Below are 19,457 nucleotides of genomic sequence, written 5' to 3' on the forward strand. Positions count from 1 at the left end.
CACTAGACTTGTGAGGAGCTTCTTTTCATTCTATTCGTTAGTCTGGAATCTTCTCATAAGCCATCTTTAAGATGACGTCTTTATGTTGAGGATATTTCAGTAACAGCTCTTCCTGTGTAAACAACTCAAAGTCCTCGTACTCAAAGCCAGGTGAGACCATACACCCAACTAAAGAGAATGTATCCGGATCCATCACAGACGATCCGAATATGCTGTTTTTCGGAACTAACGCCTGTGGGACTTCTCCTTCCTCCAAGTTCAACCCTAATTTAATTTCTTTATAGTTGCCATTTTCCTCAATCACATGAATGGTTAGAGGACTTCCCGCATGGTAATACCATAATTCATCAGATTTCAAACGATGGAAATGGGAAATATCTTTTGAAGTTAAAAGAAAGTAAATACTCGTATATAGCTTGCGGTTTCCCTCGAATTTCATCGTAACTTCCTGATCGGAAATCATTTCGGTCGAATGGAATGATTGTTTATAAAAACCGCCTTCCTTATGTGGAGTTAGTCCAAGTTTGGATATGAAAAATTGTGGATCATAGCTATTCACTTCTAAATACCTCCGATTATTATTTAATATATACCAATTTTGCGCTTCATTGTTATTCCTTTCTCTAAAGCATCCCCCTAATTGTACAAAATTAAGAAAGGTGATTACAAACTTTTTAAGATTTCTTTCAGTTTTGGAGTGTTGAAAACACAAGAAAGGCGGATGTTAGCCCTATTTTTTGCTGATAATTCTAGACATTCATATAATTTCCGAACAATGTACTGTATTTTATAATAAACATTCGTCTTTTTATTGACGGGTAGATTTTCTGGTGTTATTATTGGTTTGTAAAAATTGAATGATATTCTCGTATAATATTGGGGATAGGGCCCATAAGTTTCTACCAAGCTACCGTAAATGGCTTGACTACGAGGTTGCGTATATAACAAGAGAAATAAGCATGTTTATTTCTGTTGTCTACCTTCCTGAAGTCAAGCACCGGTATCTACACGGTGCTTTTTTAATTTTTACAAAGACATTCATTCACAGGGAGGATCATTTTAATGATGAACAGTACAAAGAAAATAGCAATGGTATTAGTCCTTGCTTTGATGACTGTTGTTATGGCCGCTTGCGGTAATAGCTCAGCTGATAAAAAGGTAGCGAAGGCGGGAACTGGCGAAGAAGGATTGAAAATTGCGATCGTCACAAGCCCATCTGGCGTGGATGACGGCAGCTTCAATGAAGATAACTATAACGGCATTTTGAAGTTTATCGAAAATAATCCGACTGCGACCGTGAAGGCAGTTAAAGAACCTACGGGTGATCCGGCTGCGGCTGTCCAAGCTGTTGCGGACATTGTGGCAGATTATGATGTCATTGTTACACCTGGGTTCCAGTTTGCGGGCGTTTCCAGCATTGCTGTAGAAAATCCAGATAAGATCTTCATCATGAATGACACGGAGCCAACGCCAGTAGATGGCCAAACTGATTTCGATAATATTTATGCGATGAACTTCGCTGAACAAGAAAGTGGTTTCTTTGCAGGTATTGCAGCAGCACTTGAAACGAAAACAAACAAAGTAGCAGTTGTAAATGGGATTGCTTATCCATCAAATGTTAACTATCAATTCGGTTTTGAATCAGGCGTGAATTACGCGAACAAGGCTTATGGGAAAAATGTTGAACTTGTCGAACTATCCGGTTATGCAGGGACTGATGTCACGGGCGCTGATGTAGGCGGTAACTATGCAGGATCCTTCGCAGATGAAGCAACTGGTAAAGTCATCGGTAATGCATTGATTAAAGAAGGTGCAGATATCATCTTCGTCGCTGCAGGCGGTACGGGCAATGGGGTTTTCACAGCAGTCAAGGAAGCGAAGGGCGATGTTAAAGTAATCGGTGTGGACGTTGACCAATATGATGACGGAGCAAAAGGCTCTGAAAATATCGTGTTGACATCCGCTGTAAAATTTATGGCGATGAACATCGAGAAGTCATTGAATTCTGTTGTCAATGAAACGTTCAAAGGCGGCAACGTTGTTCTTTATGCAGATACAGAGTCGACAGGTTTTATTAAAGAAGAAGGCCGTCACCAACTATCTAAGGATACGCTGAGCAAATTGAATGAGGCTTATGAGTTAGTGAAAGATGGCACGATTGTACCTGCATCCAATTTCAATGAACACACTCCAGAAGCGTTTCCAGGACTATAAGAGTAAATAGAGACACAAAGACAATAGAAGTTTATCAGTTCCTTAATCGAATGATTAGTGAATGATGAACTTCTATTATTTTTCCGGTTATTGAGGAAGGAGAAGAAAGATGTCTGATTATATCGTAGAAATGAAACATATTACGAAACGTTTCCCTGGAATCGTTGCAAATGATGATGTCTCCATTGGCATTAAAAAGGGAGAGATCTTTGCGTTACTCGGAGAGAATGGTGCGGGCAAATCGACATTGATGAGTATTCTGAGCGGGATGTACGAACCCGATGAAGGAGAAGTCTATATCCGTGGAGAGAAGGTTCAAATCAGTTCGCCGAACCATGCGGCAAACCTTAACATCGGAATGGTCCATCAGCATTTTAAGTTGGTCGAGGAATATACGATTACAGAGAATATCATTTTAGGGGTTGAGCCGATCAGTAAATTTGCCGGTCTCTTCCCATATGTCGGCATCCGGAATGCCAATCGTAAAATTGAGGAGCTGTCCAAGAACTTTGGCCTGGAAGTGGATCCTACGAAAAGAATTGCCGATCTTACGGTTTCCATGCAGCAACGTGTGGAAATTTTGAAAGTGCTTTATCGCGAAGCAGAAATCCTTATTTTCGATGAACCAACAGCAGTTCTGACGCCGCAAGAAATCGAATTCCTGCTCGGCATTATCGACGGGCTGCGAAACAGTGGAAAAACAATCATTTTAATCACACACAAGTTGGAAGAAATTAAAAAAGTGGCCGATCGATGTGCTGTATTGAACAAAGGTAAATTGATCGATGTGTTGGATGTGAAGACAACATCAGTCAACCTGATGGCTCAATTAATGGTCGGCAGGGAAGTAAGTTTCGAATCTGAAAAAACACCTGCAGCGTTTAAAGAGGAAGTATTGAAAGTAGAACGATTAACCGTGAAAAATGAGGACGGATTTGAAGTCGTCAAAGACGTTTCCTTTACGATACACAGTGGCGAAATATTTGCGATTGCGGGTGTCGCCGATAATGGCCAGGTTGAAATCGCGGATGCCATTGCCGGATTGACGAAGGCGAACGGCGGAAAGATCGTCCTCAATGGCACGGACATTACGCATGACAGTATACGGAACAGGACGGAAACGGGTATCTCGTATATACCTGAAGACCGGCAGAGATTCGGACTGTTTTTGGATTTTGATTTAGCGACAAATATCGGTTCAAAACAGTACTACAAAAAGCCGTTTTCGACTAAAGGGATTTTAAATAAGCAGGAATTTGAGCAATTCGGCAGCCGGTTGATTGATAAATATGATATTCGAAGCGGACAAGGGATCCACACGCAAGTCCGTTCGATGAGTGGCGGTAACCAGCAAAAGGCTATCATTGCGCGTGAAATCGAATTGCAATCCCCGCTTATGATCTTCGTTCAGCCGACACGGGGAGTCGATATTGGTGCGATTGAAAATATTCATAGGATGATCATCGAACAGCGTGACCAAGGAAAAGCGATTTTACTCGTTTCGTTGGAGTTGGATGAAATTATGAATGTAGCGGATACAATCGGCGTGATCTATAATGGCCAACTTCAAAAGATCGCAAGCAGTGATTCATTAACGACGAATGAAGTCGGCGAATATATGATGGGGGCTAAGCATGAGTAAAGATAAAAAGAAAACAAGCTTAATTTATCGTCTGTTGTGGCCGATACGGAATGAGAGATGGCAGCCGATCACCATTCCGGTCGCCTCTATACTGGTCAGCTTCATTGCGGCGGCAATCGTCATCCTATTGCTTGGCAAAAATCCGATACAAGCATTTTATAACTTGTTCCAAGGGGCAGGAATCTTCCCGAAGGCTTCGTACGCCGGCTACAAGAGCATGCTCACTGATTTCTTGAGTTTGCTGGACGCCATGACACCGCTCGTATTTGCAAGTCTTGCAGTGGCTGTTGCGCTTCGGGCGGGCCTCTTTAATATCGGGGTTTCCGGACAAATGCTCTTTTCCGGTTTTTTAGCGACTGTACTTGTTGGCTACAGTGGGCTCGATGCCTTTATTGCAAAGCCGCTTGTATTGCTCGTCGGAATTGTCGCGGGTGGATTAATGGGTGGATTAGTTGGATGGCTGAAATATAAATTCAACATTCATGAAGTCGTAACGACGATTATGCTGAATTATATTGCTCAATACGTCATCAGCTTCTTCATTCATATGTACTATATTGACCCGGTTTCGAGACAATCCAAGTATGTTTCAGAGGCGGCACGATTGACGTTAGTAAATGTCGAGATTGCTAACTTGAAAATGGATATTCCATTAGGTTTTCTTATGGCGATCATTGTCGCTGTTTTCATCAAGTTCCTCCTGGATAAAACAGTGGTCGGTCTTGAAATTAAAGCAGTCGGATCCAACCGAAATGCAGCAAAGTATACGGGCATTAAGGTCGGCAGCAATATGGTCCTAGCGATGATTCTTTCAGGCGGTTTGGCCGGACTTGCAGGTGTGACGTATTATTTGGGTGACTTTGCATCCATCCAACCAAAGGTGTTAACAAGTCTTGGATTTGACTCCATTGCGGTTGCCCTTTTAGGAAACTCCCATCCAATCGGGATTATTTTTTCTTCATTCTTGATCTCAATTATTGACCAGGGAAGTACGTATATGAGCTCGCAGTCCGGAATCAGACAGGAAATCGCTTCTGTGATCATCGCGTTAATCCTTTTGTTTAGTGCGTGTGGTGCGTATGTGAAGCATAAAGTCAGCCGCTTGAAGGAAAAAGAAGTGGATCGAAAGGACAGTGAATCATAAATGGATACAATACTTATTGATGGATTATCCTTTGCTCTGCCTCTTTTCATCATGGCAATCGGCGGTATTTATAGTGAGAAAAGTGGGATTACCAATTTGGCGCTTGAAGGGTTTCAAGGATTCGGCGCTTTCATCGGGGCCATGTCAGCTGTGTTAATCGCAAATGCTTCAGGTGCAGCGATTGAGGATATGTTCTACGTGGCGTTGCTGTTTGCGATGATCGGCGGAATGGGTTTTTCCATCATTCATGCTGTATTAAGTATTAAATTCAAGGCAAATCAAGTCATCAGCGGTGTTGTCATTAATATTTTGGCATTGGCGCTGACGACTTTCTTAACGACACAGATCAATGCGCTTGTATTTGGAGCCGCTTCGGACAAGTTCCGATTGGGGGTTTCGGATCGTTTCACGATTGAAGGTTTAGCGAATATCCCCGTCATTGGCGCAATATTTACGGATGTGTACCCGTTCGAAGTGATTATCATCGTGATTGCGATTTTTGCCTGGTATGTATTGTATAAAACAAAGTTCGGGCTGCGTCTAAGAGCGAGTGGGGAAAACCCTCAATCCGTTGACGCGGCAGGTGTAAATGTATATAAAATCCGTTTTTCCGCGGTTCTTATATCGGGACTATTATCAGGTCTCGCTGGTATGTGTTTTGCCTATTCCATTTCAGCCCAATTCTCTTCGGGCATTTATATGGGATATGGGTTCTTGGCCATTGCCGCTTTAATCTTCGGCAACTGGAGGATTTTTCCGACGTTGGGAGCTTGTCTGTTATTTGGTTTCGCTAAATCCGGGGGAACGTATATCGCACAAGCAATGGCATTGCCAAGTAGTTTCACCGATTTATTCATGATTTTACCGTATGTATTAACGTTATTGTTATTGATCTTTTTCTCTAAATCTAACCGTGCTCCGAGGGCGTTAGGCGAGATTTATGATAAAGGGAAGAGATAGTTGAATTAATTAATATGAAGAAGTCTTCCGGGAACTTTCGGGAGGCTTCTTTAGTCACTTTAAACATAAAGTTAGCCAGATTGAACAAATCCTGCTATAATTGCATAGCACTCAGAGCGGATTAGAACGGCTTTTCTGGTGCATACTTGGGTTAGTAAATATTTATCAAGAAGGGAAAATGTATCATGAGCAACTATAACGCAGTATCAGCAAAAAATACGGAAAATGCTCCAAGCGGCAACGGTATTTATTCACATTCTGTAGCTTTCTCTCATTACAATAATCTTTCAGCTCAATTGCCGATCGATCCAACAACAGGTAAATTGGTAGCTGGCGGTATCAAAGAGCAAGCTGAACAGTGCTTTTCTAATATTAAGGCTATTGTAGACAGCATCGATCATGTGATGAGCGATATTGTTCGAATCACAGTATTCGTTAAGGATATTAAAGATGTTGACGCTGTAGATGAAGTTTATAAAACATACTTCCCAACTTATGTTCCTGCACGGACAACAGTTGCAGTTGCAGCTTTGCCAATGGATGCTATGGTGCAAGTTGAAGCACTTCTTTCACATGGCGAAGGTTCGATTCCCAACGCACCACAAGCAGGTGACCTTGTTAAGCTTACAAATAACACGGCAAATGCCCCTACAAGCTCCCTATCTACACAAACTGTAGCTTTCTCTCATTACAATTACCTTTCAGCTCAATTGCCGATCGATCCAACAACTGGCCGCTTCGTAATTGGCGGTGTACAAGAGCAGGCTAGACAGTGCTTGAAAAATATCAAGTCGATTTTAGAAAGCATCGACGTTCCTTTTGACGATATCGTTAAAATGACGATCTTCGTTAAAGACCTTAAGGATATGGAAGCGGTAAACGAAGTGTATTCAACATTCTTCCCAGACTCCGCTATCGCTAGGGCTGTTGCCTATGTCCCTGCACGTACAGTAGTTGAAGCTTCAGCTCTACCTATGGGTGCTTTGGTACAAATGGAAGCAGTCGTATCACACGGAGATGGTACGCCTCCACAAGCGATCGAAGACAGACATGGAATCGTTATCTGGGCACGCAACACTGATAATGCACCAAAGAGTTCATTGTCTACACAAACTGTAGCGTTCTCTCATTACAATCACCTTTCAGGTCAATTGCCTTTGGATCCAACAACGGGTAAATTGGTAGCTGGCGGTGTAAAAGAGCAAGCTGAGCAGTGCTTGAAAAATGTTAAAGCAATTATCGAAAGCATCGACCACGTTATGGACGATGTCGTTAAAGTAAATATCTTCGTTAAAGATCTTACGGATATGGATGCTGTAGACGAAGTTTACAAAACATTCTTCCCAGGCGGAACTCCTGCACGAAGAACAGTTGGCGTATCTGCTTTACCTGAAGATGCGTTAATCCAATTCGATGTAGTTCTAGGAAACGCTGAAGGAACACCTCCACAAGCATAATAGGCATTTATAAAAGAAGCTGTCTCTAAATTGAGGCAGCTTCTTTTTTTATAGTGCAGATGAAATATCATCAAAACTTGGCAGAAATCTTAATAACAATAATGGCAATTTTCGATGGGATGCAATCAAGGCATTTGGTCCTTAAGGTTTAACGTTACCGCTATTTTTATTCCACAAAATCTGATACCCGGTTGAGGAGATCGTTCAGAAATACTTTTTCTCCGCCAACGGCTTTGAGTGCTGAGCCGATGGATTGAAGCAAGTTTCCAACGACGGCTACCTGCTGTCCTTCTAAAACAAGAGAAGGTTCAAATGCTTGTTGTGTAGCCCCGATCGACTCCGTAATCAATCCAGTCAACTGAATCCATGCCCCAATCAAGGCTTCGGTTTCTCCTTCGATGTTCTCTTTGCTTAACGCATCCAGCTTCTCTAAGAGTATCACTTCCAATAACACTCCGAATGTTTGTATCCAAACCGCACCTGCGATCTGTTTTTCTATTTTCAATTTTAGTTCTTCTGTTTTTTGGGAATCCATTTTCTCCTTATCCTTTCTTTGCTGTGTATCCACAACACCACTCCCGACCGTCCTTAATGTTTCCCCATATGTTATACGTATGTAAGATGTGCCGTACACCTTAGTCAACCGCCCAAATCAATAATTGGCGGCATCTTTATACTCTAGATCATTTTTAATAGATTGAATCAACATAATTTAATGGTAATATTGTACAGTTCATTGTGCAGTGTCAACAAATCGGAATTTTTCGTTGTTTTACTTAGACAAGGGGTTTGAATTTTATTGGCTACAAGGTCTAACGACTCCCATGTAGGAAGCTTGTATAATGAGGCTGAGCTACTTAAGGTTTGTCTTTATAAATTTATTTACTGGAGGTTTCAAATGGAAAAGGAAAAAGGTGTTAAGAAAAAGTTTCAACTTCCGCATATTTATGTGATCCTATTTACATTCAGTGCGCTGGCGGCCATTTCGACGTACTTCATTCCTGCAGGCCAGTTTGAGCGTGTACCAGGTCCAGAGGGCAGAACATCGATTGATCCGAACTCATTTACACATGTGGAATCTGCACCGATCGGGTTAGCCGAGTTCCTTACTGTTATTCCGCGGGGACTGATTGATGCCGGGGAAATCGTGTTTTTCACGTTTATTATCGGCGGTATGTTTGCGGTGCTGAAAACAACTGGAATCATTGAAGTCGTTGTGGACAGGCTCGCTAACCGTTTTGCGAAAAACAGTATTTTGTTAATCCCGATTTTAACAACCGTATTTGCAATTGGCGCGACATTGATCGGAACCCCTGAGCTTTCGCTCGTTTATATTCCTGTCATTATGCCATTAATCATCGCTTTAGGGTATGACTCCATTGTCGCTGCGGCGATTGCTCTTGTCGGTACGGTCGTCGGATTTACTGTCGGCGTGTTAAATCCGATCAACGTAGGATTATCGCAAAAAATTGTAGGGATCCCAGTGTTTTCAGGATTGCCGTTACGTCTTATTCTTTTTATAATCTGTATCTCGATAGGGATTTATTTCATCATGCGCTATGCCAAAAAAGTTCAGCGGAATCCTTTGGACAGCTATGTGTATGAAGATGACGTAGAAAAAAGGGAGCTTTACAAGCAGAAGGATAAAGTGGAAGCGAAAAGCATGAACACGAGGCAAAAATATGCTTCAGTTGCCGCGTTCATCTTCCTTGGAATCTTAGTCTATGGTGTGCTTCAGCACGGTTGGTTCATGGTGGAGATGGCAGGTCTGTTTATCTTTATGGGCATCGTTGTCGGCCTCATTGCCGGACTTAACGCTACCCAGATTTCCAACGCGTTTACGGAGGGGTTCCGTGACGTGCTCATGGGAGCCATCATTATCGGTCTTGCCCGGTCTGTCGCTGTTGTGCTGGAAGACGGACAAATTATGGATACGATCGTTTACAGCCTCGGTTCAATGGTCGGTGAAATGCCATCTGTCCTTGGTGCAGTAGGGATGTATCTCGTACAGCTGACGATTAACTTTATTATCCCGTCCGGAAGTGGACAAGCCTTAGTCACGATGCCGATCATGGGACCGCTTGCAGACATTATCGGCGTAACAAGACAGACAGCTGTGCTTGCGTTCCAGTTCGGGGACGGCTTTGCCCATATTCTATTCCCGACATCCGGTTACTTCATGGCTGCACTCGTGATCGCGGGCGTATCCTGGCAAAAATGGATTCGTTTCTATATGCCGCTCTTCCTTGTGTTTTCAGCAATCGGAGTCGTCACATTAGTGATCGCGCAGATGATCCAATACACAGGGTGAATTGTGCGGGAATTGTGTGGGTGCCTGTGCAGCGCACTATTCAGATAATGCACTACAATTGCATAAAGTAAAATGAAGAAGCTGACCAACTAAGGATTTGGTCAGCTTCTTTTTGTATTTATATTAATAACGTTGAATATTCATAAATGTGTGCTGCACAGGCACCTTCTTTACCGCTTCTTCAATACTGAACGCCGCTCCGGGAGTGCGTCTTGAAGGCTTCTTCGTCCGGATCGAAGTAATCTTCTGTGTAGTTCGCTACAAATTCTCCCTTGGCGATATAGCCCGCGCCCCATGTCGGGTCCATTGTGAGCCATTCGCCGTCGACCTTCACTTCAACCCATGCGTGGCGGGAGAAATTGAAGCCGGATCCTGCCGTTCCAGCTACATATCTTGCTTCCATGCCGGACGCGCGGAGCAGGGCGAGTGCGAGATACGTGTAGTCTTGGCAAATCCCTTTTTCGAGTTCAAGAACTTTTAGCGCGCTATCATCCCACATGAAGTCGCTGGTTTTCTGTTTTTCTACATCATAGGCAATTGACTTTGCCGTAAATTCATAGATGGCTTTCGCTTTCTCGCGATCTGACATCTCTTCGGTGATGAGCTCTTTCGCAATCGCGATAATTTCAGGTGCATCGGATTGAACTCCCCGTGATGGCAATACATCACGTTGGTCTTCCGTGCCGATGCTTTCGACTGTGAATTTGGCAACGTCATAATAATAGAACTTGGAACTGTTTTTCTCTTTTATTTCTGGAACGCTAACGGTTACGTCATATGTCCCCGGTCCGAAGCGTAAATAGAATTCATCGTCGAATTTGTAGTTGTTAACAGGAATGACGGATAACGCCTCGTCGCCATCTTTTTTCGTCGTAATATAAAGATGGGTCGTCTCTTTTGCAAATGGGGCATCTTTGTCAATCGTGCCTTTAATGCTATAGGTTAAACCGGTCTCTTCACCGCCGGCCGTTGGGTAGGTGAGATTGACCCCTCGTTCAAGATAGGTCGTCATGTAGCTGATCGGTTCTGTGACAAGGTCGGATTCATTGTCGATGTAAAGGATGGTTCCCGCCTGATAATAGTCCTTTTTTTCCTCGTCGGGAACGTAGATTTTAAGTTGATGAACCCCTTTTCCGTAAAATAAAGGGACATCATATTTGAATTCGCCATTTTTAACAGGCAGCACATGTTTCCACGTTTCGCCATCCTTCTTGAGCTCAAGCATCAGCGTCTCGTTTGTCCCTTTGATGGCAGGGATTTTCCCTTTTAGCGCGAAGACTTCGCTTTCTTTTACATACCCGCTAACCGGAGCCTCTATTGATAAGCCGGCCTCCTGGGCAAAGGGGGTATACGTAACATCTCGCTGCATCGCAGGGCTGACGTTAAAGACTATAAACTTTGCAAGGTCATAATAATAGTTTTTCTGCTTGGTGCTCGGGAGCATCACGGTCACTTGGTATTCTCCCTCTCCATTGAACAGCCTAACTTCCTGTTTGAATTTCCCGTCCAGGATCGGAGCATAGTATTCCATCGAATCGTCGGATAGTGCTTCACCTGCAAACCTGATTTTGATCCATGCATAGTTTTCTTTTAATTGGTCCTGATGTTCAACTGTTCCTTCAACGGTGACGTATTCATCCACCGCAAAGTTCTTGTGGGTTGGTTCGAGTAACGCAGCACCTACTTCTTCGGCATAGCCTGTCAGTTCCAAAGGCGTCATGTCCAGTTCAGCGTTTTTCTTTTCCACTGCCGCTTGATAATCAACCTTCTGCTCCTGCTTTACCTCGGGTTCCGGCTGCGATTCTTTTATAGCAGCAGGCTTATTTGTGCATGCGCCCAATAAAAGCAGGCATAGCAATGAAACAATCTGTATATATCTTTTTTTCATAGACGTCGGGTTCCCCCTTGGAATTTTTTTGATATCTCTACTATAGCAAGTTTTCGTAACTAATTCTTAGGCCTGTCGATTGAGGTATTAAGTACTGTTTCGCAAGAGGGCTACCCTAATGTTGTTAATTACTTCTAACTAAATGTTAATAAAACTTTACATAGTGTTAAGAATAATGTACATTTGAAGTGGGAGGAATTGACATGCTGAATAACAAGGTTCGTGAGCTGCGTGCACGTCATGAGTTTACGCAAAGTGATCTTGCCAAAGCTGTGGGTGTCACTCGGCAAACGATTGGCTTTATTGAAAAAGGGGAGTTTTCCCCTTCGGTCACGTTGGCTCTGAAAATTGCGCGGGCACTCCAATGTGATCTTAATGAAGTATTTTGGTTGGAAGGGGAGGAATGAAATGAAGGGTGATATGAGGTATACGTATCCGTTATGGCAAATGGGGTTCATTCTACTGCTGATCGCTCTTACGACGATAATTGGATTGGCGTTGGATTATGAATTGTCAAATGGCAAGGAGAGTTTCCTGTTCGAGTTCAGTTTGGAGGGCGCCGGCTTTTGGAGCCTTGCCGCTTGGCTCGCCGTCCTAGTTATCTATCTACTGTTATTTGGATGGAAAATGCATCTTCATAATAAGCGGAATCCAAGTCGTCAGATGAAATTCATGACTCTGAAGCCGCAGGAATATATGGAGGATGACGAGTTGTTTGAGGAAGTCACTAGGCGTGCGACACAAAAAGTCTATTCTTATTTCACGGTTGCACTTCCGTTCCTGGCAAGCTTCTTTTTGATTTTACCGATTGGGAAGTTTGGCATGCTGAACGCTTTGCTGTTGCTTGCAATCGGACAATACTTTATTTATTACAGGACAATGAGAGGGTATGTGAAAGAAGATACTGAATAACTAGGGGAGAAGCGGATTCATGTATAAAGAAAAGGGGTTTATGGAGTTATTTCCGTATTCGGATGACACAACATTTGAGGATGCCAACCTGCAAGTTCTGAAAAAGGAGCTTCAGAAGGTGAAAATCAATAGTTGCCTTATCATCGAAAATGGTTCCTGTGTATTCGAATACTATAAGAATAAAAAAATGGCGAGCAAGCCGCAAACTCTGAATTCCATCTCGAAGAGTGTCGTATCATTGTTGATCGGAATCGCGTTGGAGGAGGGACTGATTCCGAGTTTGGATACGCCGATCGTTAATTATTTTGAGAGGTTCATGGAGAAGGTCGACGACGAGCGGAAACTGCAGATCACCATCGACCATCTCTTAACGATGACTCCGGGATTTGACTGGCCCGAATTCGGTGAGTGGCAAGCGTTTCCTAAAATGTTTCATGCTCCGCACTGGGTAAAGTATGTGCTAAACAGGCCGCTTACACATAATCCGGGGGAGCATATGAATTATAATACTGGCGCGACGCATCTCCTTACCGCTATTTTGCAACAAGCTAGCGGAATGAAAGCGAGTGCGTTTGCGGAGAAGCATTTGTTCAAGCGATTAGGGATTGGGGAGTACCGTTGGTATGAAGATCCGCAAGGCGTGAACAATGGGGGAAGCGGACTCTGCTTGCGGGTCAAAGATCTTGTCAAAATAGGGTATTTGTATTTGAACAAAGGGATGTGGAGTGATAAGCCAATCGTTTCGGAGCGTTGGGTTGAGGAATCGACCACACCTCTGTTTCTTACCTACAATATAGGACATTACGCGCGCCATTGGTGGACGAATCGCGTTGATCAAAATGAGCCGTGGAGTGAAGAGAACCGCTACTATTTTGCGATGGGATACGGTGGACAATACATTATCATCATCCCTTCCCGCCAAGTAGTGATTGTTATGACGAGCGAAATGTACAACGACACCCATTATCCTAGAAGACTCGCGATGAATACGTTGTTTTCCATGTCGGGTCATTTATAGAATACGAAAATTGATGGGAATCGTTTGGGTTGTTCTTACTCCTGATTTTCCAATCCAAACCTTTTGGCATTCCGAGCACGAGCCCGTTCAGCTTCGATTTCTCGATTACGAGGTTCGGCATTCGTTACCAATGTGTTAAGTAATTTTTGTGTAGCGATAGCCACTTCCTCAACAGCGAGATGTATAGCATCTTCGTTAGCCTTGGATGGCTTGTTAAAACCAGAAACCTTCCGCACATATTGAAGCGAAGCGGCATAAATTTCATCCGTGGTTGCCGGGGGATCAAAATTAAATAGTGTTTTAATGTTTCGGCACATATTGTTTCCCTCATTTGTTTGTTATTTTCCCGATTGTACCATATTCCAGTGAATCGTATCGTTTCCTTTACAGGAGGCTGAAGAAAGTGGACACCTCTTGATTCTGGTATAATGGTAAGAAGACTACGTACGGTGGAGGAAACAAATGAACTTTATTCGTAATCGGCTTTTAGGTTACGGAGTGGATGAGGCCTTGGTTGACCCGCTGTCCTTTGTCATCCTGATCAGTTTCATCACGCTTCTTTGTATTATCGCGAATTTCATTACGAAACATTTGATTATCCGGTTCATCGCGCACATTGTGAGAAAGCATAAAATCGAGTGGGGCAATCTTTTGTTGGAACGGAAAGTGCTTCGGCGATTATCCCATTTTGTGCCTGCTATTATTATTTATTACTTTGCATCTACTTTTCCGACCTATCAAAAGGCGATTGAAACGTTGGCATTGACGTATATAATGATTGTGGCATTCAGTGTCATCAATCGATTGTTGAGCGTCTTCAATGATATTTATCAAACGTATGAAATAGCAAAAACGAAGCCGATCAAAGGCTATGTGCAAGTTGCCAAAATTGTCGTCATTATTGTAGGCGCGATTTTGGTGATCGCCAATCTGATGGGGGAGAGCCCGATTATCCTGCTGAGTGGGATTGGTGCTCTTTCCGCAGTGTTCATGTTGGTGTTTAAGGATTCGTTATTGGGACTTGTGGCGGGGATCCAGTTGTCAGCCACCGAAATGGTTCGGATGGGCGATTGGATCGAAGTGCCGAATTATGGCGCGAATGGGGATATCATTGATATTTCCTTGAATACTGTAGCGGTGCGGAACTTCGACCAGACGGTGACAATGATCCCGAGCTATGCGCTCATTTCGGATCACTTCATCAACTGGCGCGGAATGCAGGAATCCGGCGGCAGGCGTATTAAGCGCGCATTATATATTGATATGTCGAGCATCCAGTTCTGCACGGAAGAAATGATTGAGCATTATAAGCAGATCCACTTTCTATCGGATTATATCGTCAACCGTGAACGTGAAATCGAGGAGTACAACGCTGCGAATCAAATCGACCGTAGTAATCTTGTGAACGGGAGAGCGATGACGAATATCGGGGTCTTCCGGGCTTACATCAGTGAATACCTCCGACGTCATCCGGGCATCCATCAGGAAAAGACGATGATGGTCCGGCAGCTGGCACCGGGGGAGCATGGACTGCCAATCGAGATTTACGCCTTTGCGAATAGTGTTCAATGGACGGTTTATGAGACTGTGCAAGCTGATATTTTTGATCACTTATTTGCCGTTGCAGGGGAATTCGGACTCCGCGTGTTTCAAAATCCGACGGGCAGTGACCTGAAAGCATTGAGCCAGGAAGTAAAGGGCGAATGAATTGTTCGAGAATTGTTTGGGTGCCTGTGCGACACTCAATTCAGACAATGCACTACAATTGCATAAAATAAATAAAGAAGCCGACCAATACTTGGTTGGCTTCTTTCTGCATGACAATAACTTTTATTGAATTGTCATAAATGTGTGGTGCACAGGCACCGCAAAGGGAAATTCATTATATGTAAACATGGGTTATTGTCCAAATTGTTTTATTTGCCTAGCATACTCTACTAAGAGTCTTTGAAAAAGGGGGGTAAATATGAGAAATACAGAAGAAGTTCATAGCGGGCACGAGCATCGCCACGAGCATCGCCGCGAGCATCGCCATGAGCACCGCCACGAGCGTCGCCACCATCGCCACGAGCATCACCATGAGCACATTCATCACCATCATCGTCATATTCCGCACGCTCAACATGTAGGCCATCCAACAGGGCACCATATGGGACACCACGTTATGGGACAGCACGTTATGGAACACCCACAAATGATTCAAAATGTAAATTTGTTCGTTGAAGATCATAACGAGATGGTTCAGCGTTTAAATTTTTCACCGGTAGGTTATCACCCAATGGTTCAACCTATGAATTTCTACCCTGAAGGTCATTATCCAATGGTTCAACCTATAAATTTTTTCCCTGGTCATCACGGATGCCACTGCGATCACATGGGACATTTTAGAGGATTCTAATGTTGAAATCAGACTTGCACTCAATATGCATGTTTGGGTGCCTGTGCAGCAAACTATTCAGATAATACACTACAATTGCATAAAAAAATATAGAAGCCGACCAAATCGATGTTTGGTCGGCTTCTATATGCATTACTATAACTTATATTGAATTGTCATAAATGTGTGGTGCACAGGCACCGAGATTAGCAGCCATCAATACCACAAGCCATTCCTTCGGGGAAATCCGGCTTTTGTTTGCGGAGCTCATCATCGATGATTTGTTCAAGTGTTTCTTTGGAGTGAATGCCTGCAAATTTGGTCTCGCCAATGACAAAAGTGGGCACAGATGTAATATTCGCTTCCTCGTATGCGTGTCGAAGTGCTTCTTGATGGGCTTCTCTGTATGTTCGCGTTTCCAAAGCTTCTCGGTATTCTTTTTCATCCAAGCCGATCTCGCCGGCTAATTGGGTTAACACATTAATGTTGCCAATGTCCTGTTCTTCCTGGAAGAAAGCTCGAAGCATGCGGTCATTGTATTCATTGCCTTTTCCTTTTTCCTTCGCATATTGATAACCTTCGAAGGCCAAATGCGTGTACGGTTGAGGTGACACTTTTGGAAGGGTGATATCGATGCCCATCCGTTCAGCCATCGGATAGACAGACTGTTTCCATGTGCTTTGCAAATAATGTTCCTCGGGCTTTAACGTTTCATTTGGATACGGACGCAACTCAAACGGCATCCATTCAACTTCCACGTCTTTTCCTTTTATTGCTTCTGCTAAAGGTTGTTCTGCAAGAAGACAAAATGGACATACATAATCTGAATACACCTTTATCTTTACTGCCAATAATATGACCTCCCGTGTTTGTATAGCATATCCTCCCCTTAGGGGAATCACAGTTGTCTGTATATTTCTAGCTTAACATAAAGGGAAATGCCTTTCTCCGTCGATGCTTTTGAATGAATAAAGCCCTTGAAAACTCCAGCTGGAGTTCACAAGGGCTTTAGTAATGATCAAATTACCTATTTGATTAACCGTAGGGCATACGGTTCAGGCAGGGAATGCTAACATTTCCTGTTACGGGGTGCATTTATTCAGTTGTAGTTTGTTGCTATCTTACTTTTTAAGCAATCCGAAGAAAGAGTTGTAAGCTGCTACTACTTGATTGTAATAACCAACAAGCTTGTCCCAAACTGTTGTTTGAACTTCTTCTACAACCGTTTCTTCAGCAGCTTCTTCGTCTTCAGCTGGTGCTTCTGCTACATCTTCGTCTTCAGCAGGAACTTCAACAGCGTCGTCGCCTTCAACAGCGTCGTCGCCTTCAACAGCGTCGTCGCCTTCAACAGCGTCTTCACCTTCAACAGCGTCGTCGCCTTCAACAGCGTCTTCACCTTCAACAGCGTCTTCACCTTCAACAGCGTCGTCGCCTTCAACTACGTCGTCGCCTTCAACTACGTCTTCGCCTTCAACAGCGTCTTCACCTTCAACAGCGTCGTCGCCTTCAACTACGTCGTCGCCTTCAACTACGTCGTCGCCTTCAACAGCGTCGTCACCTTCAACAGCGTCGTCGCCTTCAACAGCGTCTTCGCCTTCAACAGCGTCGTCGCCTTCAACAGCGTCTTCACCTTCAACAGCGTCGTCGCCTTCAACAGCGTCGTCACCTTCAACTACGTCTTCACCTTCAACAGCGTCTTCGCCTTCAACAGCGTCGTCACCTTCAACAGCATCGTCGCCTTCAGCTGGCTCTTCCGCTACATCTTCACCTGGTAAGGCAATCCCGAAATAATCTTGAATAGCAAGATCATAGTAATTGAGTAAATTTACATAATTTTGTAAGATAGATTTATATTCATTAACTTGCTCATCTGTTATAATTGAATCGGCTTGGTCAGTTGACGTAGTATCTTCATTGATATTTTCGTCAGCTGGCTTTTCTGTTTCTTCGGCTTCGTCAGCAGGTGCTTCTTCAGCATCCTCTTCGTCAGCTGGTAGTTCTACAGCATCTTCATCAGCAGGTGCTTCTTCAGCTTCCTCTTCATCAGCAGGTGCTTCTTCAGCTTCCTCTTCATCAGCAGGTGCTTCTTCAGCTTCCTCTTCATCAGCAGGTGCTTCTTCAGCTTCCTCTTCATCAGCAGGTGCTTCTTCAGCTTCCTCTTCGTCAGCTGGTACCTCTACAGCGTCCTCTTCATCAGCCGGTGTTTCTGCATCTACTTCTTCATCAGCAGGAGTTTCTACATCAGCATCTTCATCAGCAGGTGCTTCTACATCAGCATCTTCATCAGCTGGAGCTTCTACATCTGCGTCTTCTTCAGCCGGTGTTTCTGCATCTACTTCGTCATCAGCAGGTGCTTCTGCATCAGCATCTTCATCAGCTGGAGCTTCTTCAGCATCCTCTTCATCAGCAGGAGTTTCAGCATCTACTTCCTCATCAGCAGGAGTTTCTACATCTCCTTCTTCATCAGCCGGAGCATCAACATCTCCTTCTTCATCAGCCGGAGCATCAACATCTTCGTCAGCTGGCGCATCTACAGCATCGTCCTCTTCATCTACAGGTGTATCTGTATTTTCTTCGTCATCATTTGGCGTGTCCGTAGCGTCGTCATCACCAGTAGTATCGTCTGAATCATCTTCATCCAGATCAGCAGCTACGAAGTTTTTATTTGCAATTGTACGCATGAATTTACCTTTGTCAGGAGATCCAGGAATACTCGTTGCATAATAGGAAACCTTTTCGCCATGATTTTTAAACTCTGGCTCGCCATTTTCCGCAGCGAACGCCGAACCGCTTGCTCCGAAAATAGCTGCAGTTAGCATCGATGTCGACATGACAAACGGTAAAATTCTCTTTTTCGTGTTCTTCTCATTACGATTCGTTTCGTTAACCAAGATTCATCAAACTCCCTTTTCTTAAATTTTTCGTTCCCGACTACTCAATACTGAAGCGAAATAACATTCATCTTTTTAAGTCGATATGTACATCCGCCTCCTTCTCAGGTGGGTTCGTTTTTTTACTATCCGGATGAAAGCTTTCATTCGGATGTGAGCAGTGTCCCAACTGCACAATACCAACAATAACAAAAGAAAATAACAGGGGTGTGACAACCAATTAACAGATATTCATGGAAATATTAACCTTTGTAATAAAGAGAAAACACATTAAAATACTAAAAAAGGATGTATTCTAATGAATTAGACCCTGGATATCCAATTTATTCCTGCGTTGAAAATACCGTCAAATTGCCTTGCATAGATGTCCCATTACTTTATTGTTATGTTTAACGAATGGTCTTAAGGGTCTAACGTTATGTATTACAAAATATTACGCGGACCTTACGAAACTAGTAATCTATGATATAGTGAAGTAGAAAACTGAAAAGAGTTAACCACTGGGGGAGTCTTTGTAAAAGACTGAGACGTGTATCGATACGCGGACCCTTCGAACCTGATCTGGCTCATACCAGCGTAGGGAAGTGGATCGCACGTCTTCCAAAGGTTATCTTCCGCCGATTTGCGAGCCGCTTCTTCAACG

The 19,457-nt window shown here is 43.5% G+C and carries 17 protein-coding genes and 2 riboswitches; of the genes, 10 read left to right on the forward strand and 7 right to left on the reverse strand.

The features are described 5' to 3' along the window. Positions 1 to 37: 37 nt before the first annotated feature. Positions 38 to 559: a cupin domain-containing protein gene (locus tag ACFPTP_RS05230; protein ID WP_381442764.1), complete on the reverse strand. Its 522-nt coding sequence runs from the start codon at positions 557 to 559 to the stop codon at positions 38 to 40. Between the two features lie 287 nt (positions 560 to 846). Continuing rightward, a riboswitch (purine riboswitch) is annotated at positions 847 to 948 on the forward strand. 114 nt (positions 949 to 1,062) lie between these two features. On the opposite strand from ACFPTP_RS05230, the gene ACFPTP_RS05235 reads away from it, so the two are divergent. The 5 genes from ACFPTP_RS05235 to ACFPTP_RS05255 all read left to right on the forward strand — a co-directional run bounded on the left by ACFPTP_RS05235 (position 1,063) and on the right by ACFPTP_RS05255 (position 7,417). Next, positions 1,063 to 2,214, forward strand: a complete 1,152-nt coding sequence (locus tag ACFPTP_RS05235; RefSeq protein ID WP_381442765.1) for a BMP family lipoprotein — start codon at positions 1,063 to 1,065, stop codon at positions 2,212 to 2,214. A gap of 109 nt (positions 2,215 to 2,323) precedes the next feature. Next, positions 2,324 to 3,856, forward strand: a complete 1,533-nt coding sequence (locus ACFPTP_RS05240) for an ABC transporter ATP-binding protein (RefSeq protein ID WP_381442767.1) — start codon at positions 2,324 to 2,326, stop codon at positions 3,854 to 3,856. Next, a complete protein-coding gene (locus ACFPTP_RS05245) occupies positions 3,849 to 5,000 on the forward strand; it encodes an ABC transporter permease (protein WP_381442768.1) in 1,152 nt (383 codons plus the stop codon). The genes ACFPTP_RS05240 and ACFPTP_RS05245 overlap by 8 nt, the downstream gene beginning before the upstream one ends. Then, positions 5,001 to 5,960: an ABC transporter permease gene (locus tag ACFPTP_RS05250; protein WP_381442770.1), complete on the forward strand. Its 960-nt coding sequence runs from the start codon at positions 5,001 to 5,003 to the stop codon at positions 5,958 to 5,960. A 185-nt stretch (positions 5,961 to 6,145) separates the two neighbouring features. Next, a complete protein-coding gene (locus ACFPTP_RS05255; protein WP_381442772.1) occupies positions 6,146 to 7,417 on the forward strand; it encodes a RidA family protein in 1,272 nt (423 codons plus the stop codon). 166 nt (positions 7,418 to 7,583) lie between these two features. On the opposite strand, the gene ACFPTP_RS05260 is transcribed toward ACFPTP_RS05255, so the two are convergent. Further along, positions 7,584 to 7,985, reverse strand: a complete 402-nt coding sequence (locus ACFPTP_RS05260) for a DUF6944 family repetitive protein (RefSeq protein ID WP_381442773.1) — start codon at positions 7,983 to 7,985, stop codon at positions 7,584 to 7,586. A 330-nt stretch (positions 7,986 to 8,315) separates the two neighbouring features. Here ACFPTP_RS05260 and ACFPTP_RS05265 point away from each other — a divergent pair, with 330 nt between their 5' ends. Beyond that, positions 8,316 to 9,728: a YfcC family protein gene (locus ACFPTP_RS05265; RefSeq protein ID WP_381442774.1), complete on the forward strand. Its 1,413-nt coding sequence runs from the start codon at positions 8,316 to 8,318 to the stop codon at positions 9,726 to 9,728. Between the two features lie 181 nt (positions 9,729 to 9,909). Here the strand turns inward: ACFPTP_RS05265 and ACFPTP_RS05270 are convergent, their stop codons facing one another. After that, a complete protein-coding gene (locus tag ACFPTP_RS05270) occupies positions 9,910 to 11,616 on the reverse strand; it encodes a transglutaminase domain-containing protein (protein ID WP_381442776.1) in 1,707 nt (568 codons plus the stop codon). Between the two features lie 203 nt (positions 11,617 to 11,819). Here ACFPTP_RS05270 and ACFPTP_RS05275 point away from each other — a divergent pair, with 203 nt between their 5' ends. From ACFPTP_RS05275 to ACFPTP_RS05285, 3 genes are read left to right on the forward strand one after another with little or no spacing between them, the layout of a single operon-like run. Continuing rightward, positions 11,820 to 12,023, forward strand: a complete 204-nt coding sequence (locus ACFPTP_RS05275) for a helix-turn-helix transcriptional regulator (RefSeq protein ID WP_381442777.1) — start codon at positions 11,820 to 11,822, stop codon at positions 12,021 to 12,023. A gap of 1 nt (position 12,024) precedes the next feature. Further along, the gene (locus ACFPTP_RS05280) at positions 12,025 to 12,528 is read left to right on the forward strand and encodes a hypothetical protein (RefSeq protein ID WP_381442779.1); all 504 of its coding nucleotides are present in this window, start codon (positions 12,025 to 12,027) and stop codon (positions 12,526 to 12,528) included. A gap of 19 nt (positions 12,529 to 12,547) precedes the next feature. Further along, positions 12,548 to 13,546 (forward strand): serine hydrolase domain-containing protein, encoded by a 999-nt coding sequence (locus ACFPTP_RS05285; protein ID WP_381442780.1) that lies wholly within the window; start codon positions 12,548 to 12,550, stop codon positions 13,544 to 13,546. A 35-nt stretch (positions 13,547 to 13,581) separates the two neighbouring features. Here ACFPTP_RS05285 and ACFPTP_RS05290 read toward each other — a convergent pair whose 3' ends face one another. Then, complete coding sequence (locus tag ACFPTP_RS05290) at positions 13,582 to 13,863, reverse strand: DUF2277 domain-containing protein (protein WP_381442781.1); 282 nt, start codon at positions 13,861 to 13,863, stop codon at positions 13,582 to 13,584. 145 nt (positions 13,864 to 14,008) lie between these two features. Here ACFPTP_RS05290 and ACFPTP_RS05295 point away from each other — a divergent pair, with 145 nt between their 5' ends. Then, the gene (locus ACFPTP_RS05295; protein ID WP_381442783.1) at positions 14,009 to 15,253 is read left to right on the forward strand and encodes a mechanosensitive ion channel family protein; all 1,245 of its coding nucleotides are present in this window, start codon (positions 14,009 to 14,011) and stop codon (positions 15,251 to 15,253) included. A gap of 217 nt (positions 15,254 to 15,470) precedes the next feature. Here ACFPTP_RS05295 and ACFPTP_RS05300 read toward each other — a convergent pair whose 3' ends face one another. From ACFPTP_RS05300 to ACFPTP_RS05310, 3 genes are all read right to left on the reverse strand, one after another. Beyond that, positions 15,471 to 15,680 carry a hypothetical protein gene (locus ACFPTP_RS05300; RefSeq protein ID WP_381442785.1) on the reverse strand — a complete coding sequence of 70 codons (210 nt, stop codon included), beginning with the start codon at positions 15,678 to 15,680 and terminating at the stop codon, positions 15,471 to 15,473. 449 nt (positions 15,681 to 16,129) lie between these two features. Continuing rightward, positions 16,130 to 16,774, reverse strand: coding sequence for a DsbA family oxidoreductase (locus ACFPTP_RS05305; RefSeq protein WP_381442786.1), 645 nt, complete (start codon positions 16,772 to 16,774; stop codon positions 16,130 to 16,132). A gap of 270 nt (positions 16,775 to 17,044) precedes the next feature. Further along, positions 17,045 to 18,814: an ICP22 family protein gene (locus ACFPTP_RS05310; protein WP_381442787.1), complete on the reverse strand. Its 1,770-nt coding sequence runs from the start codon at positions 18,812 to 18,814 to the stop codon at positions 17,045 to 17,047. A gap of 492 nt (positions 18,815 to 19,306) precedes the next feature. Then, a riboswitch (TPP riboswitch) is annotated at positions 19,307 to 19,414 on the forward strand. The last annotated feature ends 43 nt before the right edge of the window (positions 19,415 to 19,457 follow it).

The organism is Sporosarcina koreensis, from assembly GCF_042655825.1.
Lineage (GTDB): Bacteria > Bacillota > Bacilli > Bacillales_A > Planococcaceae > Sporosarcina > Sporosarcina koreensis.